The organism is Streptomyces pratensis (genome assembly GCF_037137275.1).
Taxonomy (GTDB): Bacteria; Actinomycetota; Actinomycetes; order Streptomycetales; family Streptomycetaceae; genus Streptomyces; species Streptomyces pratensis_B.
Map to the genome: position 1 here is coordinate 36,351 of NZ_JBBBEN010000093.1, position 26,004 is coordinate 62,354.

The 26,004-nt window shown below is 74.4% G+C and carries 25 protein-coding genes and 1 pseudogene; 19 read left to right on the forward strand and 7 right to left on the reverse strand.

Annotated elements, in window-relative coordinates:
- Window positions 1-78: 78 nt before the first annotated feature.
- Window positions 79-1,344 carry a cation:proton antiporter gene (locus tag V9U70_RS19540; RefSeq protein WP_336676960.1) on the reverse strand — a complete coding sequence of 422 codons (1,266 nt, stop codon included), beginning with the start codon at window positions 1,342-1,344 and terminating at the stop codon, window positions 79-81.
- 310 nt (window positions 1,345-1,654) lie between these two features.
- Here V9U70_RS19540 and glmS point away from each other — a divergent pair, with 310 nt between their 5' ends.
- From glmS to V9U70_RS19580, 8 genes and pseudogenes are all read left to right on the forward strand, one after another.
- Window positions 1,655-3,502: a glutamine--fructose-6-phosphate transaminase (isomerizing) gene (gene glmS, locus V9U70_RS19545; RefSeq protein ID WP_336676962.1), complete on the forward strand. Its 1,848-nt coding sequence runs from the start codon at window positions 1,655-1,657 to the stop codon at window positions 3,500-3,502.
- A 51-nt stretch (window positions 3,503-3,553) separates the two neighbouring features.
- Entirely contained in the window at window positions 3,554-3,922 is a 369-nt protein-coding gene (locus V9U70_RS19550) for a holo-ACP synthase (protein ID WP_336676964.1), read from the forward strand.
- 161 nt (window positions 3,923-4,083) lie between these two features.
- Window positions 4,084-5,532 (forward strand): NAD(P)H-hydrate dehydratase, encoded by a 1,449-nt coding sequence (locus tag V9U70_RS19555; protein ID WP_336676965.1) that lies wholly within the window; start codon window positions 4,084-4,086, stop codon window positions 5,530-5,532.
- Between the two features lie 44 nt (window positions 5,533-5,576).
- Complete coding sequence (locus tag V9U70_RS19560) at window positions 5,577-5,966, forward strand: DUF488 domain-containing protein (RefSeq protein WP_336676966.1); 390 nt, start codon at window positions 5,577-5,579, stop codon at window positions 5,964-5,966.
- A 141-nt stretch (window positions 5,967-6,107) separates the two neighbouring features.
- Window positions 6,108-7,277, forward strand: coding sequence for an alanine racemase (alr, locus tag V9U70_RS19565; RefSeq protein WP_336676967.1), 1,170 nt, complete (start codon window positions 6,108-6,110; stop codon window positions 7,275-7,277).
- Window positions 7,274-8,537 (forward strand): annotated as a pseudogene (locus tag V9U70_RS19570) (alpha/beta fold hydrolase); the annotation flags it as partial. The gene alr and the pseudogene V9U70_RS19570, both read left to right, overlap by 4 nt.
- A complete protein-coding gene (gene tsaE / locus V9U70_RS19575; protein WP_336676968.1) occupies window positions 8,509-9,060 on the forward strand; it encodes a tRNA (adenosine(37)-N6)-threonylcarbamoyltransferase complex ATPase subunit type 1 TsaE in 552 nt (183 codons plus the stop codon). The pseudogene V9U70_RS19570 and the gene tsaE, both read left to right, overlap by 29 nt.
- A gap of 247 nt (window positions 9,061-9,307) precedes the next feature.
- On the forward strand, window positions 9,308-9,517 hold the full coding sequence (locus tag V9U70_RS19580; RefSeq protein ID WP_336676970.1) for a hypothetical protein: 210 nt from the start codon (window positions 9,308-9,310) through the stop codon (window positions 9,515-9,517).
- 93 nt (window positions 9,518-9,610) lie between these two features.
- Here V9U70_RS19580 and V9U70_RS19585 read toward each other — a convergent pair whose 3' ends face one another.
- Window positions 9,611-10,156, reverse strand: coding sequence for a hypothetical protein (locus V9U70_RS19585; protein ID WP_336677506.1), 546 nt, complete (start codon window positions 10,154-10,156; stop codon window positions 9,611-9,613).
- A gap of 192 nt (window positions 10,157-10,348) precedes the next feature.
- Here V9U70_RS19585 and tsaB point away from each other — a divergent pair, with 192 nt between their 5' ends.
- The 4 genes from tsaB to V9U70_RS19605 are packed head-to-tail and all read left to right on the forward strand — an operon-like array spanning window position 10,349 to window position 12,877.
- On the forward strand, window positions 10,349-10,996 hold the full coding sequence (gene tsaB / locus V9U70_RS19590; RefSeq protein WP_336677508.1) for a tRNA (adenosine(37)-N6)-threonylcarbamoyltransferase complex dimerization subunit type 1 TsaB: 648 nt from the start codon (window positions 10,349-10,351) through the stop codon (window positions 10,994-10,996).
- Window positions 10,993-11,499, forward strand: coding sequence for a ribosomal protein S18-alanine N-acetyltransferase (gene rimI, locus V9U70_RS19595; RefSeq protein WP_336676972.1), 507 nt, complete (start codon window positions 10,993-10,995; stop codon window positions 11,497-11,499). The genes tsaB and rimI overlap by 4 nt, the downstream gene beginning before the upstream one ends.
- Window positions 11,499-12,611 carry a tRNA (adenosine(37)-N6)-threonylcarbamoyltransferase complex transferase subunit TsaD gene (tsaD, locus tag V9U70_RS19600; protein WP_336676974.1) on the forward strand — a complete coding sequence of 371 codons (1,113 nt, stop codon included), beginning with the start codon at window positions 11,499-11,501 and terminating at the stop codon, window positions 12,609-12,611. The genes rimI and tsaD overlap by 1 nt, the downstream gene beginning before the upstream one ends.
- Window positions 12,608-12,877, forward strand: a complete 270-nt coding sequence (locus V9U70_RS19605) for a hypothetical protein (RefSeq protein ID WP_336676976.1) — start codon at window positions 12,608-12,610, stop codon at window positions 12,875-12,877. Before tsaD ends, V9U70_RS19605 begins: the two co-directional genes overlap by 4 nt.
- A 12-nt stretch (window positions 12,878-12,889) precedes the next feature.
- On the opposite strand, the gene V9U70_RS19610 is transcribed toward V9U70_RS19605, so the two are convergent.
- A complete protein-coding gene (locus V9U70_RS19610) occupies window positions 12,890-13,930 on the reverse strand; it encodes a helix-turn-helix domain-containing protein (protein ID WP_336676978.1) in 1,041 nt (346 codons plus the stop codon).
- A gap of 118 nt (window positions 13,931-14,048) precedes the next feature.
- On the opposite strand from V9U70_RS19610, the gene V9U70_RS19615 reads away from it, so the two are divergent.
- The 3 genes from V9U70_RS19615 to V9U70_RS19625 all read left to right on the forward strand — a co-directional run bounded on the left by V9U70_RS19615 (window position 14,049) and on the right by V9U70_RS19625 (window position 16,678).
- Window positions 14,049-14,945 (forward strand): alpha/beta hydrolase, encoded by an 897-nt coding sequence (locus V9U70_RS19615; RefSeq protein ID WP_336677511.1) that lies wholly within the window; start codon window positions 14,049-14,051, stop codon window positions 14,943-14,945.
- A gap of 6 nt (window positions 14,946-14,951) precedes the next feature.
- Entirely contained in the window at window positions 14,952-16,103 is a 1,152-nt protein-coding gene (locus V9U70_RS19620) for a serine hydrolase domain-containing protein (protein ID WP_336676979.1), read from the forward strand.
- A 110-nt stretch (window positions 16,104-16,213) separates the two neighbouring features.
- A complete protein-coding gene (locus V9U70_RS19625; protein WP_336676981.1) occupies window positions 16,214-16,678 on the forward strand; it encodes a VOC family protein in 465 nt (154 codons plus the stop codon).
- Between the two features lie 55 nt (window positions 16,679-16,733).
- Here the strand turns inward: V9U70_RS19625 and V9U70_RS19630 are convergent, their stop codons facing one another.
- A complete protein-coding gene (locus tag V9U70_RS19630) occupies window positions 16,734-17,957 on the reverse strand; it encodes a THUMP-like domain-containing protein (protein ID WP_336676983.1) in 1,224 nt (407 codons plus the stop codon).
- A gap of 131 nt (window positions 17,958-18,088) precedes the next feature.
- Here V9U70_RS19630 and V9U70_RS19635 point away from each other — a divergent pair, with 131 nt between their 5' ends.
- The 3 genes from V9U70_RS19635 to groL all read left to right on the forward strand — a co-directional run bounded on the left by V9U70_RS19635 (window position 18,089) and on the right by groL (window position 21,356).
- Entirely contained in the window at window positions 18,089-19,048 is a 960-nt protein-coding gene (locus tag V9U70_RS19635) for a polysaccharide deacetylase family protein (protein ID WP_336676984.1), read from the forward strand.
- Between the two features lie 275 nt (window positions 19,049-19,323).
- Window positions 19,324-19,632, forward strand: coding sequence for a co-chaperone GroES (gene groES / locus V9U70_RS19640; RefSeq protein ID WP_336676986.1), 309 nt, complete (start codon window positions 19,324-19,326; stop codon window positions 19,630-19,632).
- Between the two features lie 98 nt (window positions 19,633-19,730).
- Window positions 19,731-21,356: a chaperonin GroEL gene (gene groL / locus V9U70_RS19645; protein WP_336676988.1), complete on the forward strand. Its 1,626-nt coding sequence runs from the start codon at window positions 19,731-19,733 to the stop codon at window positions 21,354-21,356.
- Between the two features lie 120 nt (window positions 21,357-21,476).
- Here the strand turns inward: groL and V9U70_RS19650 are convergent, their stop codons facing one another.
- From V9U70_RS19650 to V9U70_RS19660, 3 genes are all read right to left on the reverse strand, one after another.
- Window positions 21,477-22,250 (reverse strand): SDR family NAD(P)-dependent oxidoreductase, encoded by a 774-nt coding sequence (locus V9U70_RS19650; protein WP_336676989.1) that lies wholly within the window; start codon window positions 22,248-22,250, stop codon window positions 21,477-21,479.
- 107 nt (window positions 22,251-22,357) lie between these two features.
- Complete coding sequence (locus tag V9U70_RS19655) at window positions 22,358-23,905, reverse strand: outer membrane protein assembly factor BamB family protein (RefSeq protein ID WP_336676990.1); 1,548 nt, start codon at window positions 23,903-23,905, stop codon at window positions 22,358-22,360.
- A gap of 420 nt (window positions 23,906-24,325) precedes the next feature.
- Entirely contained in the window at window positions 24,326-24,994 is a 669-nt protein-coding gene (locus V9U70_RS19660) for an MOSC domain-containing protein (protein WP_336676991.1), read from the reverse strand.
- Between the two features lie 80 nt (window positions 24,995-25,074).
- Here V9U70_RS19660 and V9U70_RS19665 point away from each other — a divergent pair, with 80 nt between their 5' ends.
- A complete protein-coding gene (locus V9U70_RS19665) occupies window positions 25,075-25,965 on the forward strand; it encodes a LysR family transcriptional regulator (protein WP_336676993.1) in 891 nt (296 codons plus the stop codon).
- Window positions 25,966-26,004: the final 39 nt, after the last annotated feature.

A 26,004-nucleotide genomic window follows, 5' to 3' on the forward strand; every position in this document is an offset into this window, starting at 1 on the left:
CCCCGGACGGCCCGGGGGCCGCGACAGGCCCGGGGGCCGCGACAGGGCTTCCCCGCCGGGGCGCGCGGCCCGGTGGGGTCATCTCCCCGAGGCCTTCTCCGCGGTCCGCAGCCGGTCGAGCCGGGTGACGACCGGACCTGCTGTGACGCCATGCAGCACCACGGAGGCGAGCACGGTGAACGTCACCACCGCCCACAGCTCCCGCGCCGGCACCGGGAAGTCGCCCTGTCCCAGAGCGTAGGCGAGGTAGTACAGCGAACCGATGCCTCGGATGCCGTAACCCGCGACCACCCAGCGCTCCTTGGCGCGCATGGAGCTCCCGAGCAGCCCGGCCCACCCGGACAGCGGCCGGATCACCAGCAGGAGCACCAGCGCGGTGACAGCGCCCTGCCAGGTCAGAGGGGCAAGGCCGCCCAGGGCGATGAACGCGCCCAGCAGAAACAGCAGAGCCGCGGTGAACAGGCGCTCGATCTGTTCCACGAAGTCGTGAAGGATGTTGTGGAAGCCGTGGGCGCGTTCCGCCGCCCGGATCGCGCACGCGGTGGTGAACACGGCGAGAAAGCCGTAGCCCCCCATCACCTCGGTCACCCCGTAGGACAGGAAGGTGGCGCCCAGCGCGACGAAACCGTCCCGGTGTTCGGACATGCGCAGCATCGGCGAGCGGGCGCGGAAGAACAGCCAGCCCAGCAGCCGGCCGATGAGCAACCCGCTCAGCACACCCACGGTGCACTTGAAGGCGACGTCCTCCACCGCCCAGGCGCCGACCCAGGAGGCCGACCAGCCGCTTCCCGCGGCAGCGGCCAGCGCGACAGCCGCGTACGTCAGGGGGAAGGCGAGCCCGTCGTTGAGGCCCGCCTCGCTGGTCAGGGCGAAGCGGACCTCGTCCTCGTCGTACGCGTCCTCGGTGGGCTCGCCCACCCGCACCTCCGAGGCGAGCACCGGATCGGTCGGGGCGAGGACGGCGGCCAGCAACAGGGCGGCTGCCGGCGGCCAGCCCAGCAGCCACCACGCCACCAGGGCGGTGGCCACGACGGTCAGCGTCATCGTGACGCCCAGCAGCCGCCAGGTCGTGCCCCACCGGCGCAGGCCGACGGGTCGGTTGAGCGCCAGCCCCGCGCCCATCAGCGCGATGATCACGCCGATCTCTGTGATGTGCTCCGTCAGCTGCCGGTTCTCCACCGGATCGATCACGGGCAGCGGCAGGGGCAGCAGATACACGCCGACGCCGGCCGCCAAGAACATCAGCGGCATCGAGAGCGGGCGTCCGGCCACCACGCGGGGGAGCACTGCCGCGAGCAGCGCTCCCGCTCCGAACCACGCGAACACCGCGTCGGCGATCGTCACTGTGCTGTGCCTGTCCTTCCGCCGCGCCACCCCGTGGCCCCGCGCTCATGCCGCGCGGAACGCGGCCGAATGTCCCCGGAGATCACCTGGCCGCGCGAAACCGGCGCGACCTCGGTCCCCTCCCGCGTACCCAGTGTTCAGCGGCGCAGCACGTCGAGACGGACGCCGCCTGCCGGCACAGCCACGCGGCGGCGCCACGCCCCGGCCCCGGAGGGGGCCGCTCCGGCCCCGCTCGCCTCCCACCACGTCGGCGGAGAAATGCGTGCCGCCAACATGCGCCTCCCGGGACGGACGGCCTTAGGGTGCCGCTATGTGCGGAATCGTAGGTTATGTCGGTGGACAGTCGGCGCAGGACGTCGTCGTCGCAGGTCTCAAGCGCCTCGAATACCGGGGCTACGACTCGGCGGGCGTCGCCGTGCTCGCGGACGGCGGGCTCGCCGCCGCGAAGAAGGCGGGCAAGCTCGTCAATCTGGAGAAGGAGCTGGCGCGGCGGCCCCTGCCGGCCGGGCGGACCGGCATCGGGCACACCCGCTGGGCGACGCACGGTGCGCCCACCGACGAGAACGCCCACCCGCACCTGGACAACGCGGGCCGGGTCGCCGTCGTGCACAACGGGATCATCGAGAACTTCGCGGCCCTGCGGCGCGAGCTGACCGGGCGCGGGCACGCCCTGGAGTCGGAGACCGACACCGAGGTCGTCGCCCACCTGCTGGCCGAGGCGTTCTCGGCGTGCGGGGACCTCGCGGAGGCGATGCGGCAGGTGTGCCGGCGGCTGGAGGGGGCGTTCACCCTGGTGGCCGTGCACGCCGACCAGCCCGGCGCGGTCGTCGGCGCGCGGCGCAACTCGCCGCTCGTCGTCGGCGTCGGGCAGGACGAGTGGTTCCTCGCCTCCGACGTCGCCGCGTTCATCGCGCACACCCGCTCCGCCATCGAACTGGGCCAGGACCAGGTCGTCGAGCTGAACCGCGAGGGCGTCACCGTCACCGGGTTCGACGGGGCCCTCGCCGAGGTGCACGCGTACCACGTCGACTGGGACGCCTCCGCCGCGGAGAAGGGCGGATACGCCTCCTTCATGCTCAAGGAGATCGCCGACCAGCCCCGGGCCGTCGCCGACACCCTCCTCGGCCGGATCGACGGCGAGGGTTCCCTCCACCTCGACGAGGTGCGCATCCCGGACGCCGACCTGCGGGAGGTCGACAAGGTCGTCATCGTCGCCTGCGGAACGGCCTTCCACGCCGGGATGATCGCCAAGTACGCCATCGAGCACTGGACCCGGCTGCCCTGCGAGACCGAGCTGGCCAGCGAGTTCCGCTACCGGGACCCGATCCTGGACCAACGCACCCTCGTCGTCGCCATCTCGCAGTCCGGCGAGACCATGGACACCCTCATGGCGCTGCGGCACGCCCGTGAACAGGGCGCCAAGGTGCTCGCCATCTGCAACACCAACGGCTCGACCATCCCCCGGGAGTCCGACGCCGTCCTCTACACGCACGCGGGCCCCGAGGTCGCCGTCGCCTCCACCAAGGCCTTCCTCACCCAGCTCGTCGCCTGCTACCTCGTGGCCCTCTACCTCGGCCAGCTGCGCGGCACCAAGTGGGGCGACGAGATCCGCACCGTCGTGCGCCAGCTCTCCGCCGTCCCCGGCGAGGTCGAACGCGTACTGGAGACCATGGAACCGGTCCGCGAGCTGGCCCGGTCCCTCGCCCACCACGACACCGTGCTGTTCCTCGGCCGGCACGTCGGCTACCCGGTCGCCCTCGAAGGAGCGCTCAAGCTCAAGGAACTGGCCTACATGCACGCCGAGGGGTTCGCGGCCGGCGAGCTGAAGCACGGGCCGATCGCGCTCGTCGAGAAGGGCCTGCCCGTCGTCGTCATCGCCCCCTCGCCCCGCGGGCGCTCCGTGCTGCACGACAAGATCGTGTCGAACATCCAGGAGATCCGGGCCCGGGGCGCGCGCACCATCGTCGTCGCGGAGGAGGGCGACCAGGCCGTCGTCCCGTACGCCGACCACCTCATCACCGTCCCCGCAACGCCTACGCTGCTTCAGCCGCTGGTCGCCACCGTGCCGCTCCAGGTCTTCGCCTGCGAGCTGGCGACGGCCCGCGGCAACGAAGTGGACCAGCCGCGCAATCTGGCGAAGTCCGTGACCGTGGAGTGACCCGGGGCGCCCCCGGGGCGCGAGGGTGACAGAGGTGACGAGGGTGGGTTCGTGATCATTGGGGTCGGGATCGACGTGGCGGAGATCGAGCGGTTCGGCGCGGCGCTGGAGCGTACGCCCCAGTTGGCGGCGCGGCTCTTCGCCGAGCGGGAGATGACGCTGCCCAGCGGCGAGCGGCGCGGCATCGCCTCGCTCGCCGCCCGGTTCGCCGCCAAGGAGGCCCTGGCCAAGGCGCTCGGCGCGCCCGGCGGGCTGCTCTGGAGCGACGCGGAGGTCTGGGTGGAGGAGAGCGGACAGCCCCGGCTGCGGGTGCGGGGCACGGTCGCCGCCCGCGCCGCCGAGTTGGGGGTGCGCGGCTGGCACGTCTCCCTCAGCCACGACGCGGGGGTGGCCTCGGCCGTGGTGATCGCGGAGGGGTGAGGCCGGAGCGCGACCGGGGCCCGGGGCGGGGGCGCGCGCTCCGCCGCGTCCTGGCGGCGGTCGCGGCACGGCGTGCGACGACCGCCACGGGAAGCGCTTCAGCCGCCCCGCCGCCCCGCCGGGGGTGGCGCTCGCCGGTGTGATCGCCCAGGGTTGGCCGTATGCGACGTGCCTACAGTGTGGAGACCGTACGGGCCGCGGAGGCCGCCCTCATGCAGCGGCTGCCGGAAGGGGCCCTGATGCAGCGCGCCGCCGCCGGGCTCGCCGTGGCCTGCGGCGATCTGCTGCGCCGCAGGGGCCGGGTGTACGGCTCGCGGGTCCTGCTCCTGGTCGGCAGCGGCGACAACGGCGGCGACGCGCTGTACGCGGGCTCCCGCCTGGCCCGCCGGGGCGCGGGCGTCCGGGCCCTGCTGCTCGCGCCCGACCGGGTCCACGAGGGCGGGCTGGCCGCGCTGCTCGCCGCCGGGGGACAGGTGGCCGACGGCCCGGACGGGCTCGGCGCGCTCGACCTCGTCGTGGACGGCATCACCGGGATCGGCGGACGCGGCGGGCTGCGCGAGGACGCCGCCGAGCTGGTGCGCACGGTGACCCGCTCCCGTGCCCCGGTCATCGCCGTCGACCTGCCCAGCGGGGTGGAGGCCGACACCGGCCAGGTGCAGGGCGAGGCCGTCCGGGCGGACGCGACGGTCACCTTCGGCACGTACAAGCCCGGCCTCCTCATCGACCCCGCCGCGGAGCACGCGGGCGCGCTGCGGCTGGTGGACATCGGGCTGGGCCCCGAACTGCCGGAGCCGCCGGACCTGGAGGCCCTCCAGTACGCGGACGTGGCGGCGCTGCTGCCCCTGCCGGGCGCCGAGAGCGACAAGTACCGGCGCGGCGTCGTCGGCGTCGTCGCCGGTTCCGAGCGCTACCCGGGCGCCGCGGTCCTCGCGGTCGCGGGCGCGCTGCGCGGCGGGGCGGGGGCCGTGCGGTACGTCGGACCGGGGGCGGACGCGGTCATCGCCCGCTTCCCCGAGGCGCTGGTGCACGCCGGGCCGCCCTCGGAGGCCGGGCGCGTGCAGGCCTGGGTGGTGGGGCCGGGGCTCGGGGACGGCGGGGACGCCCGGAGCGCCGTCGCCGACGTGCTGGCCGCCGACGTCCCCGTGCTGGTCGACGCGGACGGGCTGCGGTTGCTGGACGCGGGGACCGTGCGGACCCGGACCGCCGCGACCGTCCTGACCCCGCACGCCGGAGAGGCCGCGGCCCTGCTCGGCGCCGCCCGCGAGGAGGTCGAGGCCGGGCGGCTGGCCGCCGTCCGCGAACTGGCCGCCCGCTACCGCGCCACCGTGCTGCTCAAGGGCTCCACCACCCTGGTCGCGGAGGCCCGGGACACCCCCGTACGGGTCAACCCGACCGGCACGTCCTGGCTGGCCACCGCGGGCAGCGGCGACGTGCTGTCCGGGCTCACCGGCTCCCTGCTCGCGGCCGGTCTCCCCCCGCGCGACGCGGCGTCCGTGGGCGCGTACCTCCACGGGCTCGCGGCCCGGCACGGCTCGCACGGCGCGCCGGTCTCCGCGCAGGACGTCGCGGACGGCATCCCGGCGGCCTGGCGCGACGTGCGGCAGGGCTGAGGCCGGGCCAGGGTGGAGGCCATGAGGAGAGGGAGGTGCGGACCGTGAGCGCAACGTCAGCCGTACGCGTACGCAGGGCGTACGACCCGGTGGAGGACGACGACGGCGCCCGGGTCCTGGTCGACCGGCTCTGGCCCCGGGGCGTCTCCAGGGAACGGGCGGCGATCGACGTGTGGCTGAAGGACGTCACCCCCTCGGACGAACTGCGCTCGTGGTACCACCACGACCGTGAGGCGCGCCATGACGCGTTCGTGGAGCGCTACCGCGCCGAACTGGACGACGCGTCCCGCACGGAAGGCGTCGACCGGCTCCTCTCCCTGCTGCGCGAGGGCGGCCCGGTCACCCTGGTCACGGCCGCCAAGGACGTCGCCGACAGCCACGTCCCGGTGCTGGTCGACCACCTGGAGCAGATGCGGAAGCGGACGGCGGGCTGACACACCCCGACGGGAACGAACCGCCGGACGACGGGTCGACGCGCCCCCCGGCCCCGGCCGCATGTGACGAACCGTACACACGGGCGGATGAGGGCTTGCGGCGCCCGGGAGGCGGCGGACGCCTCTGAGACACTGGGCGCGATGAACGAGACAGCGTCCTTGAGAGCCCGTGCCGAGATCGACCTCGCCGCGCTGCGCGCCAACGTGCGCGTCCTGCGCGAGCGGGCGGCCGGGGCGCAGCTCATGGCCGTCCTGAAGTCGGACGCCTACGGGCACGGCGCGGTGCCCTGCGCCAGGGCCGCACGGGAGGCCGGGGCGGCCTGGCTGGGCACCGCCACCCCGCAGGAGGCCTTCGCGCTGCGGGCGGCCGGTCTCGACGGCCGGATCATGTGCTGGCTCTGGACGCCCGGCGGTCCCTGGCGCGAGGCGATCGAGGCCGACGTCGACGTGTCGGTCAGCGGCATGTGGGCGCTGCGCGAGGTCGTCGCGGCAGCCGCCGCGGCCGGCCGGCCGGCCAGAATCCAGCTCAAGGCCGACACCGGCCTCGGCCGCAACGGCTGCCAGCCCGTCGACTGGCCCGAACTGGTCGCTGAGGCCCGCGCCGCCGAGCGGACCGGCCGCGTCCGCGTCACCGGCCTGTGGTCGCACTTCGCCTGCGCCGACGAACCGGGCCACCCCTCGATCGCCGCCCAGCTCGGCGTGTTCCGGGACATGGTCGCGTACGCGGAGAAGGAGGGCGTGGAGCCGGAGGTGCGGCACATGGCCAACTCCCCGGCCACGCTCACCCTGCCCGAGTCGCACTTCGACCTCGTGCGCACCGGCATCGCGATGTACGGCGTCTCGCCCAGCCCCGAGCTGGGCGAGCCCGCCGACTTCGGGCTGCGTCCGGTGATGACGCTCGCCGCGTCCCTCGCCCTGGTCAAGGACGTGCCCGCCGGGCACGGCATCAGCTACGGCCACCACTACACGACGCCCGCCGGAACGACCCTCGGCCTGGTCCCCGTCGGCTACGCGGACGGCGTCCCGCGCCACGCGTCGGGCCGGGGCCCCGTCCTGGTCGACGGGAAGGTGCGCACGGTCGCGGGCCGGGTCGCCATGGACCAGTTCGTCGTCGACCTCGGCGGCGACCGCCCCGAGCCGGGTGCGGACGCGGTGCTGTTCGGCCCCGGTGACCGGGGCGAGCCGAGCGTGGAGGACTGGGCGGTGGCCGCCGGCACCATCGGATACGAGATCGTCACCCGCATCGGAGCCCGCGTGCCGAGGGTGTACGTGGACGAGGCCGCGGGGGCGGCGGAAGGCGCGGCGCGGTGAGCGGGGACAGCGCGGGGGAGGCGGTCGCGGCGACGGCCGCGGGGTGGCGCCGGGCGGGTCTCGCCGGGGCCGCGATAGGAGTGCTCGCCGCGGGCGCGGCGGCCGGAGTCGCGGTCGAGCGGCTCACCGTGGGGCGCGGCATGCGCAAGAAGGCCCGCCTCGCCCTGGACGCGACGGGCCCCTACGGCGCCCTGCGCGGCACGCCGGGCCGGGCCGTCGCCGACGACGGCACCGAGCTGTACTACGAGGTCGACGAGGTGGAGGCCGCGCCGCCCGACGGCGGAGCCGACCCCGACAGCGCCCTCGACACCCGGCGCCGCCGCCTCTTCGGGGACAAGGCCCTCGCCCCGGTCACCGTCGTCTTCAGTCACGGCTACTGCCTCGGCCAGGACTCCTGGCACTTCCAGCGGGCGGCGCTGCGCGGTCTGGTGCGCACGGTGTACTGGGACCAGCGCAGCCACGGCCGCTCCGGCCGGGGCCGCGCGCAGGCGGAGGGCGTGCCCGCCGGCATCGACCTGCTCGGCCGGGACCTGAAGGCGGTCATCGACGCGGCGGCCCCCGATGGCCCGCTGGTGCTCGTCGGCCACTCGATGGGTGGCATGACGGTGATGGCGCTCGCCGACCAGTACCCGGCGCTGATCCGCGACCGGGTCGCCGCCGTCGCTCTGATCGGCACCTCGGGCGGCAGGCTCGCGGAGGTGGACTTCGGGCTGCCGGTGGCCGGTGTCAAAGCGGTGCGCCGGGTGCTGCCCGGGGTGCTGAGGGCGCTCGGCTCCCAGACGGAGCTGGTGGAGCGGGGGCGGCGGGCCACCGCCGACCTGTTCGCCGGGCTGATCAAGCGGTACGCCTTCAGTTCGCGGGACGTGGACCCGGCGGTCGCCCGCTTCGCGGAGCGGCTGATCGAGTCCACCCCGATCGACGTGGTCGCCGAGTTCTTCCCGGCCTTCACCGAGCACGACAAGAGCGGGGCGCTGCCCGCGTTCGGGGACGTCCCGGTGCTGATCCTGGCCGGGGAGAACGACCTGATCACCCCCAGCTCCCACAGCGAGGCCATCGGGGACGTGCTGCCCGACGCCGAGCTGGTCATCGTGGCGGACGGCGGGCACCTGGTGATGCTGGAGCACCCGGAGACGGTCACCGACCGGCTGGCGGACCTGCTGGTGCGCAGCGGCACGGCGCCGGCCGCCGACGCCGACCAGCCAGGAAGTCCCGCACGCTAACGTTGGCGAGCATGGAAGCACCGCACCGCGGCCCGGCCGCCGAGAGCCCCGCCCGGACCGTTCCGCACGACGCCGCACCGGCCGCCGTCACCGTAGGGATCTCCGTCGACTCCCCCGAGCAGATGCGGGACCTGGGCCGCCGCCTCGCCCGTGTGCTGGCCGCCGGCGACCTGGTCATGCTCACCGGAGAGCTGGGAGCCGGGAAGACGACGCTGACCCGCGGCCTGGGCGAGGGCCTCGGCGTGCGCGGCGCGGTCACCTCGCCCACCTTCGTGATCGCCCGCGTCCATCCCCCGCTCGGCTCCGGCCCGGCCCTGGTCCACGTCGACGCCTACCGGCTGGGCGGCGGGCTCGACGAGATGGAGGACCTCGACCTCGACGTGTCGCTGCCGGAGTCGGTGGTGGTCGTGGAATGGGGCGACGGCAAGGTCGAGGAGCTGTCCGACGACCGGCTGCGGGTGCTCATCGACCGTGCCACCGGGGACACCGACGACGAGCGGCGCGAGGTGACCCTGGTCGGCATCGGCCCGCGCTGGGCGGGTCTGCGGGACGAGCTGGCGTAACGGGCGTGCGCGCGGCCGGGCCCTCCGGCCGGAAGCCGCCGCCCGGCCTCCGGCGCGTCCGGCGGGGGGCCGTTCCGGCGCCGGCGCCGCCGGCCGCGCGGAACCCGCGGCGTCGTCCGGCGTTCGCTTTCCCGACAGGGCGTCGGTAAATTGTTGCGCGGGGGGCGGTGGGCGTGGTCACATGGAGGGCACCATGTGGTTAGGTCTACCTAACTACGACCTCCGTCGGAGCACCCAGGAGGCACCCATGCCGACGCCAGAGCGCGCAGCGCGGCCCCGGCCGCAGCCGACTCCGTCCGCCCTGTCGATGAAGGACCTGCTGGCCTCGTGCGCCGCGGCCACCGCCGTCTCCACCCCGCCGGAAGAGGCCGCAGGGGGGCCGCGGGAGCCCGCCGCCGACGAGGAGCGGGAACCGCACTCCGCGGCGCGACCGCCGGTCCGCCGCAGCGCGGCGTGACAGCGGCCCCCGCACACCGTGCGGGGGCGTCGGGGGAGCGACAGCGGCCCGTCGCCCGCCGTGCCGGGCGCTCGACGCGGCGCAACGGCGCCGCTACGGAACGACGACGACCGTCGCGCCGACCGTCGCGAACGTCCACACCGCGTCGCCGTCCGCGCGCTTCATCCGGACGCCCCCGGTCTTCGTCGTCGGGTCCGGGCTCGCCATCGAGCCGTCCTGCGCCGCGCTGAACCCCACCGTCACGTCGTCGACGTTCGCGAAGCGCACCACATGCTCGACGGGCACGCCGTCCGAACCCTGCACGGTGCCGGAACGCGAGGTGACCCGGTAGGTCCCGGGCGGCGGGCTGACCGTGCTCGGCATCACCGTGAACGTGCGGATCGCCTCGTCGTCCTCGCCGACCAGCCACACCCGGCGCGCCTCCAGGGCGTAGACCACGCGCTCCCCGGCGCCGGACTCGGCCGGGACCGCCAGCGGATCGGCCGTGGGCGTGGGCGCGGCAGACGGCCCGGCCGAGGCGGAGGCCGAGACGGAGGGCGGGGAGCCGTGCGTGGAGGCCACCGACTCGGGGGCGTTCGCCGAGGCCTGGTAGGCGAGGAAGGCGACCGCGGCGACGGCCGCGGCGGTGAGCCCGGCCACGATTCCCGAGCTGCTCCTTGCCACCGTGCACTCCCCTTTCGGCGGCTGCGTGCCGCATGTCGTACAAGCGTTTACGTCGTACCCGCGGATACCCGGTGACGGTAGCAGCAGCCGGGGCACGGGCCGGGACGCCGTACGGACGCGGTAACGCCGTCGGCGGAGCCGTAGGCTGTTCGCGTGCTCTTGCTCGCCATGGATACCGCCACCCCAGCCGTCACCGTCGCCCTGCACGACGGCACGTCCGTCGTCGCCGCGTCCGGACAGGTCGACGCCCGCCGCCACGGGGAGCTGCTGCTGCCCGCCGTCGACCGGGTCCTCGCCGAGGCCGGGACGGCACTCGACGCCGTGACGGGCGTGGTCGTGGGCGTCGGCCCCGGCCCCTACACCGGCCTGCGGGTCGGCCTCGTCACCGCCGCGACCTTCGGCTCCGCCCTCTCCGTACCGGTGCACGGTCTGTGCACCCTGGACGGCCTCGCGTACGCCGCCGGTCTGGACGGGCTGGAGGGGCCCTTCGCCGTGGCGACGGACGCACGCCGCAAGGAGGTCTACTGGGCGCGGTACGAGGACGCCCGCACCCGTGCGGGTGAACCCGCCGTCGACCGGCCCGCCGACATCGCCCCCGCGCTCGCCGGGCTGCCCGTGGTCGGCGCCGGCGCGCTCCTGTATCCGCAGGCCTTCCCCGACGCCCGGGGCCCCGAGCACGTCGCCGCGGGGGCGCTGGCCGCGCTCGCCGCCGAGCGGCTGGCCGCGGGGCAGGAGCTGGAGGAGCCCCGGCCGCTGTACCTGCGCAGGCCCGACGCGCAGGTCCCGAAGAACTACAAGGTGGTCACCCCCCAGTGAGCGCCGCCACCGCCGCCGTACTGCGGGAGATGCGCTGGTGGGACATCGAGCCCGTGCTGGAGCTCGAACACGCCCTGTTCCCCGACGACGCCTGGTCGCCGGGGATGTTCTGGTCCGAGCTGGCCCACGCCCGCGGCCCCGGGGCCACCCGGCGCTACGTCGTCGCCGAGGAGCCCGTCACCGGGCACATCGTCGGCTACGCCGGGCTCGCCGCCCTCGGCGACCTCGCCGACGTCCAGACCATCGCGGTCAGCAGCGACCACTGGGGCAGCGGCCTCGGCTCCGAACTCCTCACCGACCTGCTGAAGCACGCCACGGCCTTCGAGTGCGCCACCGTGCTCCTGGAGGTCCGGGTCGACAACCTCCGGGCGCAGAAGCTCTACGAACGCTTCGGCTTCGAGCCGATCGGCTTCCGGCGCGGCTACTACCAGCCGGGCAACGTCGACGCCCTCGTCATGCGCCTCACCATGCAAGAGCACGCACCAGAAACCGGGACTGAATGATGGCTGCCGACGAACCCCTCGTACTCGGCATCGAGACCTCCTGCGACGAGACCGGAGTCGGCGTCGTGCGGGGGACGACCCTGCTCGCGGACGCCGTCGCCTCCAGCGTCGACACGCACGCCCGCTTCGGCGGCGTCGTCCCCGAGATCGCCTCCCGGGCCCACCTGGAGGCGATGGTCCCCACCATCGAACGCGCCCTGAAGGACGCCGGGGTCGCCGCCCGCGACCTCGACGGGATCGCCGTCACCTCCGGCCCCGGACTCGCGGGCGCGCTGCTCGTCGGCGTCTCGGCCGCCAAGGCGTACGCGTACGCCCTGGGCAAGCCGCTCTACGGGGTCAACCACCTCGCCTCGCACATCTGCGTCGACCAGCTGGAGCACGGGCCGCTCCCCGAGCCCACCATGGCGCTCCTGGTCAGCGGCGGCCACTCCTCGCTGCTGCTGGCCCCCGACATCACCAGCGACGTACGGCCGCTCGGCGCGACGATCGACGACGCGGCGGGAGAGGCGTTCGACAAGATCGCCCGGGTGCTGAACCTCGGCTTCCCCGGCGGCCCGGTCATCGACCGGCTGGCCAAGGAGGGCGACCCGGCGGCCATCGCGTTCCCGCGCGGACTGACCGGCCCGCGCGACGCCCCCTACGACTTCTCCTTCTCCGGGCTCAAGACCTCCGTCGCCCGCTGGATCGAGGCGAAGCGCGCGGCGGGCGAGGACGTGCCGCTGCGGGACGTGGCGGCGTCCTTCCAGGAGGCCGTGGTCGACGTGCTCACCCGCAAGGCGGTCCGGGCCTGCACGGACCAGGGCGTCGACCACCTGATGATCGGCGGCGGCGTCGCGGCCAACTCCCGGCTGCGGGCGCTCGCGGAGGAGCGGTGCGAGCGGGCGGGCATCCGGCTGCGGGTGCCGCGCCCCGGCCTCTGCACCGACAACGGCGCGATGGTCGCGGCGCTCGGCGCGGAGATGGTCGCCCGCAACCGCCGCCCCTCCGACCTGGAGCTGTCGGCGGACTCCTCGCTGCCGGTGACCGAGCCCCACGTGCCGGGCACCGCGCACGGCCACGCCCACGACCACGACCACGTGCACGAGGTCAGCAAGGACAACCTGTACTCATGAGCACCGCGACCATCGTCCTCATGTGGGAGGCCCGCGCCGTGGCGGGGGGCGGCGGCGAGCTGCTGGAGTGGGCGCGGGCGCGCGCCGGCGAACTGGCCCGCGAACCGCACCGCACGGAGCTGCTGCGCGCCCCGCAGGACCGGGTCCTGGTGATGACGTGGTGGCAGGAGGCGTCCTGGGGTGACGACCTCCCCGAACTCCCCGAGCCCGACACCGCGCTGATCACCCGCCCCGTGCACCGGTGGCGGTTCGAGTCCCTGGGCTGAGGGCCCGTCCCCTCAGTCCTCCAGCAGTCGCCAGGCGGTGAGGGCGAGCTGGGCCCGCAGCGTTCCGCCGGGCTCGGTGAGACCGAAGCCCAGGGCTTTGCCGAGCTGCCCCAGTCGGCGGGCCACGCTGCTGTGGTGCAGGTGCAGCAGGCCGGCCGCGCCGCGCAGGGAGCCGGTGGCGCAGTAGGCGTCCAGCGTCGCCAGGTCATCGGGGACCTCGGCGATCCGGGCGACGGCGGCCACGTCGGCGTTGCCCCGCGCGACGTCCGGGGGGACGTCGGCCAGCAGGGCGAGCGCCCCCAGGGCCGCGTGCACGACGACCGGTTCCCGTGCGGTGGCGAAGCGGAGGGCGGTGCGCGCTTGCCGCCAGGACCGGTCGGGGCCGGCCGCGCCGCCGACTCCGGCCCGTACGCCCGAGGGGAACCGCGCCGGGTCGACGGCGGCGGCCAGGAGGACCCCCACGTCGGAGAGCGGCGCCGCCTTCACCGGACGCCCCGGGCACACCAGGGCGCCGATCCGGTCGAGCGGCAGCCCCGCCCGCACGGCGACGGCGTGGACCGGCACGCCGACGGCGAAGCCCAGGAGCCGCAGCGCCCGAGCCCGCGCCGCCTCGTCGCTGTCGGCGCTGATCGCCAGCTCGACGAGGGCGGGGTCGGCCATGGTGGTGCGGGCCGGGCCGTACCGCTCGACCACCGCCGCGGAGGCGATGGCGAACCGGTCCAGCAGCAGCTCGTCCAGCCCGATCGGGCCCGCGTCGCCGGGGCGCTCCAGCCAGACCGTGCCGATCTCCTCCCCGTCGAGGGTGATCGGCGCCGCGGCGGACGCGGGCCGCGGCGGCGCGGACGTCTCCCGGCCGTCGGGCGCGCACCGTGTGGTCCGCCCGGCGCCGTGCAGGCGCAGCCCCGCCACGCACTCCGCCAGGCCCGCCGACGCCCGGACGAGCGCCGGGAGATCCACCCGGCGGCGCATCAGCGTGTCGTAGAACATGACCACCCGGATCGCGCCCTCGGCTCGGGAATCCAGGTGGGACAGCCGCGCGGCCAGTGCCTCCATGGCAGGAGGATAGGGCCGACACGGCGGGCGGAGGGAGCGACGAACGCCGCGCCGTTCGGCCGCGACGCCCGACGAACGGCGGATGACCCCCCGAGCACCGGCCGCCAGGATGGCCGCCATGGACCCCGAACTCGAAGCATTCGTCCCGCTGTTCCCCCGCGCCGACCTGTCCGACCCGCCGGCCCAGCGCGAACGCCTGGCCGAACTGTCCGCCGCCGTCCCGCCGCCGGACACCTCCGGCATGGAGATCGAGGACCGCACGGTGCCCGGCGATCCGGACGTGCCGGTACGGATCTACCGGCCGCACCGGGCCCGGGGCGCCGTTCTCTGGCTGCACGGCGGCGGGTTCGTCATGGGCAGCCTGGACACCGAGCACCCGTGGGCCGCCCGGCTCGCGGAGGGCTCCGGTGCGGTGGTGGTATCGGTGGCCTACCGCCTGGCGCCGGAGAACCGTTTCCCGGCCGCCCTGGACGACGCCCACGCCGCGCTGGCCTGGACGGCCGAGCACGCGGCGGAGCTCGGCGTCGACCCGGAGCGGATCGCGGTCGGCGGGCACAGCTCCGGCGCGGGCATCGCGGCCGCGGTGGCGCTGCGGGCACGGGCGGAACAGGGGCCGCCGATCCGCTTCCAACTGCTCAACCAACCGGGTCTCGACGACCGGCAGGACACCTGGTCCAGGCGGAACTTCACCGACACGCCCTGGATGAACCGCGACACGGTCGCCGCGTCCTGGCGGCATTACCTGGGTTCCACGCCCGCCACGCCGTACGCCGCCCCGGCGCGGGCCACCGACCTGTCCGGCCTGCCGCCCGCCTACATCGCGACGGCGGAGTTCTGCCCGAACCGCGACGAGGACATCGCCTACGCGCTGCGTCTGATGCAGGCGGGCGTCCCGGTCGAGCTGCACCAGTGGCCCGGCGCCTTCCACGGATCGCAGGCCCTCCTGTCCGCCGACGTCTCGCAGCGGCAGCTCACCGAGCTCGGCGACGTCCTGCGCCGCGCCCTGGCCGGGTGACGGGCGGTGCCGAAGAGCGCGGAGCACCTCCCCGGCCCGCCGGACGGCCTGGACGCCGAACAGCTCGCGACCGCCCTGGACGGCGTCCACCGCGCCGGGGTGCCGGGGGTGTACGCGGAGGTGCGCGCCGGACGCCAGGTGTGGCGCGGGGCGTCCGGGGTCGCCGACCTGGAGACCGGCCGGCCCGTCGGCCCCGGCATGCGGCAGCGCGTCGGCAGCGTCACCAAGACGTTCACCGCCGCCGCGGTCCTCCAGCAGGCCGAACGGGGCCGCATCCGGCTCGACGCCCCGATCGGCGACTACCTGCCGCAGACGGCGCCGGGCGAGCGCGGCCGGCGGATCACCGTGCGGATGCTGTTGAACCACACCAGCGGCCTCGCCGAATACCTCCCGTACGCGTTCCCGTCGCTGGGGGCGTGGCCCTCCCTCCCGGACCTGTCGCCCACGAGCCTGGACGACAACCGCTTTTGCGGGTTCGACCGCGCCGAACTGATCAGCATGGGCGTGGCGGCCCCGCCCACGGGTGAGCCGGGCAGCACCCCTGGGGTGTACTCGAACACCAACTACCTGCTCCTGGGCCGCCTCCTGGAAGAGGTCACCGGGGCCACGGCGGAGCACTGCATCACGCGGAACGTCATCGACCGCGCCGGACTCCGGCACACCGGGTTCCCGGCCGGGCCGCGGGTCGACGGGCCGCACGCGCGGATGTACGAGGCGCTGTTCGGCCTGATCGACCCGCCGCGCGACTACAGCGTCTACACCCCGTCCTGGGTGACGACCGGGGCCGGCCTCGTCTCCACCACGGAGGACCTCAACCGCTTCTACGGCCTGCTGCTCGCCGGCCGGATCGTCGGCCGGGCGTCGCTGGCCCAGATGCGGAGCACGGTCCCCGTCATCGACCAGGAGGGAAAGCTGATCGACTACGGACTCGGCCTGTACCCGACGAAGCTCCCGGGCGGCGGCGTCTTCTGGGGCCACGACGGCTCGGTCTGGGGCGCCCTCACGCTCTCCTGGACCCGCGCCGACGGCGAGCGGCAGATGTCCGTCGCGATGAACCTCGCACGGTGGAACACGCTGGATCGCGCGGGCAGGCCGCTGCGCCACCCCATCGACGACGCGCTGGCCGCCTTCCGCCGGACGGCCCTGACCGGCGCGTGACGGACCGGTCCCCGCGCGTCCGATGAGTCCGGGCGGCGGGGCCGGTCTACCTTCCACGAGGTGCGGGCCGGCCGGCCCGCACGGCGGACCGCTCGACGAGGAGAATAGCCATGCAGAAGATCACCCCCTGCCTCTGGTACGACGGCACGGCCGAGGAGGCGGCCGAGCACTACATCGCGGTCTTCGGCGGGGACTCCCGCATCCTGGACGTCAGCCGCTACGGCGAGGCGGGCCCCGGCGAGCCGGGCTCCGTGCTCACCGTCGGCTTCCGCCTCGCGGGGCAGGAGTACATCGCGCTCAACGGCGGGCCGCAGTTCTCGTTCACCGAGGCGATCTCGCTCTCCGTGGACTGCGCCGACCAGGCCGAGGTGGACCGGCTGTGGGCGGCGCTCTCCGAGGGCGGCGAGGAGAGCCGGTGCGGCTGGCTCAAGGACAGGTACGGCGTGTCCTGGCAGATCGTCCCGAGGGAGCTGCCCCAGCTGCTGGCCGACCCCGACCCGGCGAAGGCGAAGCGGACGATGACGGCGATGCTCGGCATGGGCAAGCTGGACATCCAGGCGCTGCGGGACGCCTGACCCGGGCGCCGGGGGCCTGCCCCGCGCCCAGGCCGGCGGCGACCGCCGCGGCCGCTCAGACCAGCGGGCGGCCGATCAACATGGTCGGGGCCCCGGCCACCCGGGTCAGGAACACCGTCGCCGCGTTCGGGCCGCTCAGCTTCATGCGGCGGCGCAGCTCCTCCGGCTCGACGGCGGAGCCGCGCTTCTTCACGGTCAGCACGCCGACCCCCCGCTCGCGCAGCAGCGCCTTCAGCCGCTTCATGTTGAACGGCAGCCGGTCGGTGATCTCGTACCCGGAGACGCAGGGGGAGGAGTACGGCGTGTCGCTCGTGACGTACGCGATCGTCTCGTCCACCAGCCGCCCGCCGCACCGCTCCACGATGTCGGCGACCAGGTGGGCCCGGATCACCGCCCCGTCCGGCTCGTACAGATAGCGCCCGACCGGGCCCACCGGCGGCGCGGGCAGCGGGGCCGAGGCGGTGACGGTGGCCCCGGAGGGCAGCAGCGTGGCCCGGAACGCACCGGGCGCGAAGCCCTTCCCGTACCAGAGCACCGCCTCCTTCACGTCGCCGCCGTGCGAGATCCACTCGGCTTCCGCCTCCGGGCCGATCGCCTCGTGCGGAACGCCCGGGGCGATCTTCAGCGCCGCCCGCGGGGCCTTCAGCGCGGCGGCCGTCGCCCAGGACAGCGGCGGCGAGTAGGCCTCCGGGTCGAAGACCCGGCCCCGGCTGCCGCGCCGCGCCGGGTCCACGAAGACCGCGTCGTACGGGGACGCGTCGACCTCCGTGACGTCGGCGCACCGCACCTCGATCAGGTCCCCGAGCCCCAGCGCCTCCGCGTTGGCGCGGGCCACCTCCGCCGTCAGCGGGTCGCGGTCGACGGCGAGGACGGAGATCCCGGCGCGGGCGAGCGCGACGGCGTCGCCGCCGATGCCGCAGCACAGGTCGGCCACGCTGCGCACGCCGAGCCCGGCGAACCGCGCGGCGCGGTGCTCGGCGACCGAGGTGCGGGTGGCCTGCTCGACCCCGTTGGGCGTGAAGAACATCCGGTACGCGTCCTCCGCGCCGAACTTCGCCACCGCCCGCTGCCGCAGCCGCGCCTGGCCCAGGGCCGCCGACACCAGCTCCGCCGGGTGGGCGCGGCGCAGCCGGGTGGCGGTGGCCAGCTCGTCGGCGGGATCGTGGTCGCGCAGCGCGGCCAGCAGGCGCTCGCCCTCGGGGGTGCGCAGGGCGGCGAAGGCCCCGCGGGCGGGGTCGTCCGCGGAAGCGGGGGAGGTCGTTGCGTTCATCCGGTCCATTGTGGTCCAGCGGAAGGCGCCGCCGGGCCCCCGCGTGCCGCCGGGCGCCAGTGGGCCGGGCGGGGGACGGCGTGGGGCGGCTCGCGGTGTCGGGGCGGGAGGCGGACGGGCGGCTGGCAGGATGCGGCGCCATGCAGCTAGTACGACAAAAGTACTCATCAGTCGGAAATCGCCCCGGATCGGTCACCGCCCTGACGGTGCTCCTCCTGGTCGCCGCCCTCGCCTCCGGATGCGCGGCGGAGGCGGACGCCGGCGGCACGGGAGCCCCCGGCGGACCCGCGGAACTCGCCGCCGGCCAGGCGGGCGAGGCCGCCGCACCGCAGGCCGGGCCCGCCCGCGCCCTGGACGCGTACGCGGAGGGGCTGAAGCGGAAACAGGCCGCACGGGCCGTCGCCGCGAAGAAGTGGGGGCTGTCCAGGACGCCCCTCGCGGCCCCGGAGCCGCCGAAGGCGAAGCCGCGCATCACCACCCGCGAGGGGTTCGAGGTCCCGGACGACGCCGGGCTGCCGCCCGTCTTCACCACCGTCCCGACCAAGGAGAAGATCGTCTTCCTGACGATGGACGACGGGGCGGAGAAGGACCCCGACCTGCTGCGGATGATGACCGAACTGGACATCCCCTACAGCGCGTTCCTCAGCGACTACGTCATCAACGACGACTACGGCTACTTCGAGCGGATGCAGAAGCGCGGAGTGACCCTCAGCAACCACACCCTCAACCACCGCTACCTGCCCGGCCTGTCCCGTGCCGAGCAGCGGAAGGAGATCTGCGGCCAGCAGGAGAAGATGCGCAAGCGCTACGGGAAGCGCCCGACGCTGTTCCGTCCGCCGTACGGCAACTACAACCGCGACACCCTCGTCGTCGCCAAGTCCTGCGGGATCACCGCCGTGCCCCTGTGGTCCGCCGAGGCCTTCCCCGACCACATGGAGTGGCGCGAGTGGGACCGGGACCTGCACCCCGGCGACATCGTCCTCACCCATTTCCGGGGCGAGGGCGACTGGAAGGGCTCGATGCCGGACATGATCCGCCAGGTCATGGAGACCATCACGAGCAAGGGATACGCGGTGGCGCGCCTGGAGGACTACGTCTGACCCGCCGGAATCCGCGCCCCCGCGCCCGGACCCCGTACCGCGGTCCGCGGTACGGCGCACGGCGGCGCGGGGGCGACGCGCGGGTGGTGAATTGGCACTCCGCTTGACCGAGTGCTAATCGCGGTCATAGTCTCAGGTCTGGCACTCCCCCCTGGAGAGTGCCAGCAGCACACTGTGCGACAAGGCAGGTCCGGCACCCGCGACGACGGATCGGTCTGGTCGCCACCCCACAGACTGTTAAACCCCGTGAGATCTCCGAAGGGGGAGACCGGATCGTGTCGACCACCAGCTCCAAGGTTGCGATCAAGCCGCTTGAGGACCGCATTGTGGTCCAGCCGCTCGACGCCGAGCAGACCACGGCTTCCGGCCTGGTCATTCCGGACACCGCGAAGGAGAAGCCCCAGGAGGGCGTCGTCCTCGCCGTGGGCCCGGGCCGCTTCGAGAACGGCGAGCGGCTTCCGCTCGACGTCAAGGCCGGCGACGTCGTCCTGTACAGCAAGTACGGCGGCACCGAGGTGAAGTACAACAGCGAGGAGTACCTCGTCCTCTCGGCCCGCGACGTGCTCGCGATCGTCGAGAAGTAATTCACCCACGTTTGCTTGTGTTCTGCGCCCCTGGCCCCCTGCGAAATAACTAGCCGGGTGGCGAGGGGCGCAGTTCGTTTGAGAGGGAAGATCAGCCCATGGCGAAGATTCTGAAGTTCGACGAGGACGCCCGTCGCGCCCTTGAGCGCGGCGTCAACAAGCTTGCCGACACGGTCAAGGTGACGATCGGCCCCAAGGGCCGCAACGTCGTCATCGACAAGAAGTTCGGTGCTCCCACCATCACCAACGACGGTGTCACGATCGCCCGCGAGGTCGAGCTCGACGACCCGTACGAGAACCTCGGCGCCCAGCTCGTCAAGGAGGTGGCGACCAAGACCAACGACGTAGCGGGTGACGGCACCACCACCGCGACCGTCCTGGCCCAGGCGCTCGTCCGCGAGGGCCTGCGCAACGTCGCCGCGGGCGCCTCCCCGGCCGCCCTGAAGAAGGGCATCGACGCCGCCGTCAAGGCCGTGTCCGAGGAGCTCCTCGCGACCGCCCGCCCGATCGACGACAAGGCCGACATCGCGGCCGTCGCCGGGCTCTCCGCGCAGGACCCGCAGGTCGGCGAGCTCATCGCGGACGCGATGGACAAGGTCGGCAAGGACGGTGTCATCACCGTCGAGGAGTCCAACACCTTCGGGCTGGACCTGGAGTTCACCGAGGGCATGGCCTTCGACAAGGGCTACCTGTCCCCGTACATGGTGAGCGACCAGGAGCGTATGGAGGCCGTCCTCGACGACCCGTACATCCTGATCCACCAGGGCAAGATCGGTTCCATCCAGGAGCTGCTCCCGCTGCTGGAGAAGGTCATCCAGGCCGGTAGCTCCAAGCCGCTCCTGATCATCGCGGAGGACGTCGAGGGCGAGGCGCTCTCCACCCTCGTCGTCAACAAGATCCGCGGCACCTTCAACGCCGTCGCGGTGAAGGCCCCTGGCTTCGGCGACCGCCGCAAGGCCATGCTCGGCGACATCGCCACCCTCACCGGCGCCACCGTCATCGCCGAGGAGGTCGGCCTCAAGCTCGACCAGGCCGGCCTGGACGTGCTCGGCACCGCCCGCCGCGTCACCGTCTCCAAGGACGACACGACCATCGTCGACGGCGGAGGCAACTCCGACGACGTCAAGGGCCGCGTCAACCAGATCAAGGCCGAGATCGAGTCCACGGACTCCGACTGGGACCGCGAGAAGCTCCAGGAGCGCCTCGCGAAGCTGGCCGGCGGCGTGTGCGTCATCCGCGTCGGCGCCGCCACCGAGGTGGAGCTCAAGGAGAAGAAGCACCGCCTCGAGGACGCCATCTCCGCGACCCGCGCCGCGGTCGAGGAGGGCATCGTCTCCGGCGGTGGCTCCTCCCTCGTCCACGCCGTGAAGGTCCTGGAGGGCAACCTCGGCAAGACCGGCGACGAGGCCACCGGTGTCGCGGTCGTCCGCCGCGCCGCCGTCGAGCCGCTGCGCTGGATCGCCGAGAACGCCGGCCTGGAGGGTTACGTCATCACCTCCAAGGTCTCCGAGCTCGACAAGGGCCAGGGCTTCAACGCCGCCACCGGCGAGTACGGCGACCTGGTCAAGGCCGGCGTCATCGACCCGGTCAAGGTCACCCGCTCCGCCCTGGAGAACGCCGCGTCCATCGCGTCGCTGCTGCTCACGACCGAGACCCTGGTCGTCGAGAAGCCGGCGGAGGAAGAGGCCGACGCCGGTCACGGCGGCCACGGCCACTCCCACTAGTACCTCCGCCACGCGTGCTGCTCCGGTACGCGTCCGAGGCCCGGTACCCCCGTCGCGGGGGTACCGGGCCTCTCGCGTTCCCGGCCGCCGCCGCGGCCCGCCCGGGCGCGGCCGGGCCGCCTACCGAGGGCCGTACGAGCGCCCCGCCCGCGAGCTGACCCCGCTCAGCAGGGTGCGCGGGGTGACCTTGGCCAGCCCCATCAGCGCCTTGTAGCGCGGGTCCGGGATCGACACGGACCTCCCCCTCGCCAGGTCCGTCAGCGCCGCGGCCACCACCTTGTCCGCGTCCAGCCACATCCAGCCCGGGATGTTGTCCGTGCCCATCCCGGCCCGCTCGTGGAACTCGGTCCGTACGAAGCCGGGGCACAGCGCCATCAGCCGCACCCCCGACCCGGCCATGTCCTTCGCCGTGCCCTGGGTGAACTGCACGACCCACGCCTTGGACGCCCCGTAGGTCCCGCGCGGCAGGAACGCCGCCACGGACGCCACGTTGATCACCGCGCCCCGGCCGCGCTCCCGCATGCCGACGGCCGCGGCCGACGTCAGCCGCAGCACCGCCTCGCAGTGCACCTTCAGCATCGTCAGCTCATCGGCCATGGACACCTCCAGGAAGCGCCCCTTGTTGCCGAACCCCGCGTTGTTCACCAGCAGTTCGACCGGGTGCCTGCGGTCCGCCAACCGCTTCTCGACCGCCTCGATACCCTCGTCCGCGGACAGGTCCGCGCTCAGCACCTCGGCCTCGATGCCGTGCCGGTCATGCAGCTCGGTGGCCTGCTCGCGCAGCCGTGCGATGTCCCGTGCCACCAGCACCAGGTTGTGTCCCTGGGCCGCGAGCCGCCGCGCGAAGGCAGCCCCGATACCCGCCGTCGCGCCCGTGATCAGTGCAGTCGTCATACGCGGCACGTTAGTGCCCCGCCCACGCCGGGGCGCGCCCGCCCGCCGTCCTTGACCCCGTCACGCGCACGGGCGGCCCCGGGCGGCGGGCCCGCCGGGCCGGCCGGTCAGGACGGGCCCGGGGCGAAGGACAGCATGCGGGCCTCGCGCCGGTCGTCGTCCCCGTCCACGCCCGCCGACGTCATGACGAGCCGCCCGTCCGCATAGGCCAGCCGCCCGCCGAACGTCTTGTACTCGGGCTCCGCGGAGGCCGCCGGGTGGCGCAGGACCTCCTTCTCCGTGCCCGCGCCCCGCGGCCCCATCCGGTAGACCCGGCCGGGGCGGCTCGGTGAGGCCGTCTCGTAGACGAGCATCGCCTTGCCGGCCTCCGCGCGCAGGGGGTGCAGCCTGCGGGGCTCGTCGGACTTGACGCCCCACAGGAACTTCCCGGTGGACAGGTCGTACGTGCCGATCCGGTCGGTGCCCCCCAGGACGAGGTGGCCATGGCCGACCGCGGTGCCGCGACACGGCTGGGCGTCGCTGCCGGCCCCGTCCCCGGCGCAGTGTTCGAAACCCTTCTCCCGCGCGTCGAAGGTGGTGCGGAGCTTCCCTCCGGGGCCCAGGACAAAGACGCGCCAGTCGGTGGCCGTCCTCTCCGCGTGAACCGTGGTGAAGACGACGGGGTCGACGGAGATCACCCTGCCGGACTTCCAGCCCGCGGGGGTGCGGTGACGCCACAGGACCTTTCCGGTACGCGGGTCGATCTCCCGGAGCTGGCTGAAGTTCTCCCTCCGGTCGGCGGAGACCGCGCAGTCGGAGATCACCAGGAGCCGGGCCCCGCCCGCCACTCCGTCCGGGAAGCACTTCGGCTCCTCCCAGGGGATGTCGTAGAGCTTGCTCCCGTCGTCCACCCGGTAGGCGGCCGCCCGCATGTCATGGGCGATCGCGAAGGCGCCACCGCTGATCGCGCTGTACACGAGGAGCCTGGAGTCGTCGGGGTCAGTGGCGGCGAGTTCCTTGTGCCACCCCTTCTCACCCGTCTTCAGGTCGATCATCTGCAACTGGTCGCACGGGTTCATCCGCTCGGCGGCGGCGCTCCTGCGGTGGAGGAGCACGACCTTGCCGTCAGGCGTGGGGTCGGCCGGCGTCTCGCAGACGGTGGAGGGCAGCGCCACGCTCCAGACCTCGGCGCCGTCCGAGAGACGGTAGGCCGTGACCTTCCGGTGCAGGGCCTGGACGGCGAGGTCGCCGACGATCCACAGGTCGTGGACCTTGTTGTTTCCGCCGGGCAGGTCGGTCGGGTCGTCGACGATCCACGCCGCCGCGTCCCCCGGCTTCCGTGCGGCGTTGATCTCCCGCGTCGTGGGGAGCCCGGCCCGCGACGCGCCGGGCGCGGGGGAACCTGGCGGAGAGGGCGACGCCACGGCGCCGGGAGATTCCCCGGCCACGGGGGCGGCGGGCCCGTCGTCCCCCCGGTCGAGGAGGACGTGCCCCGCTCCTCCCGCCGCCACGAGCACGAACGCGACGACCGCGGCGATGACCGGCCCCCGGTGCGAGCGCCGTCGAGGCGGCGGCGGCCCGGGCTGCGGCCCGTAGCCCTGTGACGCGTACGGGTTGCCGGGAACGGGCTCTTGCGGCGGGCCCGGGGTGTACCAGGGCTGCGGCGGGTTGGGCATGGGTCCCCCCTGGGACGTGGTGTCGGGATCGGTATCGGTTCTCCGGCCCTCAGGTCCGGATGATGCCGGGCGGGAGCGAACTCCGTCGGCTCACGGGACCGCCTCCGGCGCCGGGCGCGGCGGGACGGTCGGGCGAGCTGCCGGGGAGCATCACGACGCGGGCGGCGACCACCTGGACTCCGATGCCGGGGATGCGCCCCGTCGGCGTCGGGTGGCAGCGGGGCCCCGGCCGGGGCCCCGCTCACCGTCGGCTCGGCAGAGCACGGGTCACTGGAGGGGGACGCGCCGCGCACCGCCGCAGTTCCCCCGGCGGGCGGGAGCATGATGTCGTCGACGGGGCCGCCACCCGCCTCGATGACACCCCGTCGCCCCGCCCGGAGGGGGCGGCGGTCGAGCGGCGCCGCCCGCCCGGGCCCGTCCTCAGCTCCGCCGCGCGACGTACGCCCGAGCCTGGCGCAGTGCCTCGGGGTGCAGCGCCTCGCCGGCGGCCAGAATGCGGGGCAGCAGGGTGCGTTCGGTCGTCACGGCCCGGAACTGGAGGGCCACGGTGACGTCGTGATCCGGGCGGCGCACGATCTCGACGGGGTCCCCGGACCGTACCGAGCCCGGTTCCACGACCCGCAGGTACGCGCCGGTGACGGCCTCCCGGGTGAACCGGCGCACCCAGTCCTCCTCCCCGAGGTGATCGGCGAACGTCCGGCACGGGATGCGCCCCGAGGTGACCTCCAGCACCAGGTCCGCCCCCACCCGCCAGCGCTCGCCGATCCGCGCGGCGCTCACGTCGAGCCCCAGCGTGGTGAGGTTCTCCCCGAACGCCCCGTTGGCCAGTCTCCGGCCGCCCAGCTCCCGCTCCCAGCCGTCCAGTTCCTCCCGGGCGAAGGCGTACACCGCCTGGTCACTGCCGCCGTGATGGCGCAGGTCGCACACCGCGTCCCCGGCGAGGCCGCTGCCGCCCGTGCCCTTGGGGCCGGGGTCCTGGACCGCCACGGGCCCCTCGGCCGGCCGCTTGTCGATTCCGGTGGAGCCCGCGGAGTCCCCGGCTCGACGGGTGGGGCGGCAGCGCCCGGTGTTCACGGTCAGCAGCTTCATGTGCTCACGCTAACCGCCGAGAACTCAAAGGGCTCTGCCATTATCTGGCTCATATCCCAAGAGCCGCTTATGGTGGAGGGGTGATCGAAGCCCGCCACCTCCGTGTCCTGCGCGCCGTGTCCGCCGCCGGTTCGTTCTCCGCCGCCGCCCGTGAGCTCGGCTGCACCCAGCCCGCGGTCAGCCAGCAGATGAAGGCCCTGGAGACCTCCGCGGGCACCCCGCTGCTGATCCGCACCGGGCGCGAGATGCGCCTCACCCAGGCGGGTGAGGCGCTGGTGCGGCACGCCTCCGGCATCCTCGCGGGGCTGACCGCGGCGGAGGAGGAGGTCGCGGCCATCGCCGGACTGCGGGCCGGCCGGGTCCGCCTGGTCTCCTTCCCGAGCGGCAGCTCCACCCTGGTCCCGGGAGCCCTGGCCGCCCTGCGCGCCGAGCACCCCGGCACCCGCGTCTCGCTCGTCGAGGCCGAGCCGCCGCGCTCGGTGGACCTGCTGCGCGACGGCGACTGCGACATCGCCCTGGCCTTCCGCTACGGGGCGTCCGGCGGCGAGTGGGACGATCTGGTGGTCCGGCCGCTCCTCACCGACCGGCTGATCGGCCTGGTCCCCCAGGGGCACCGGTTGGCCGACGCGTCGAGCGCGGAGATCGGGGAGCTGGCCGAGGAGTCGTGGATCGCCGGCTGCCCGCGCTGCCGCCGGCAGCTGGTCGAGGTCTGCGAGGAGGCGGGCTTCGTCCCGCGCATCGACTTCGCCACCGACGACTACCCGGCGGTGATGGGCCTCGTCGGAGCGGGGCTCGGGGTGGCGGTGCTGCCGGAGCTGGCCGTCGAGTCGGTACGCCCCAAGGGGGTCAGGACCATCGCGGTGGAGCCCGCGATCGAGCGGGAGATCGTCGCGCTCACCCTGCCCGACCTGGCCAGGGTCCCCGCGGTGGCGGCCACCCTCGACCAGCTGTCCCGGGCCGCCGCGCGCTGAGCAGCCGACCGCCCTACCCCGGGGAGGCTCCCCGGGGGA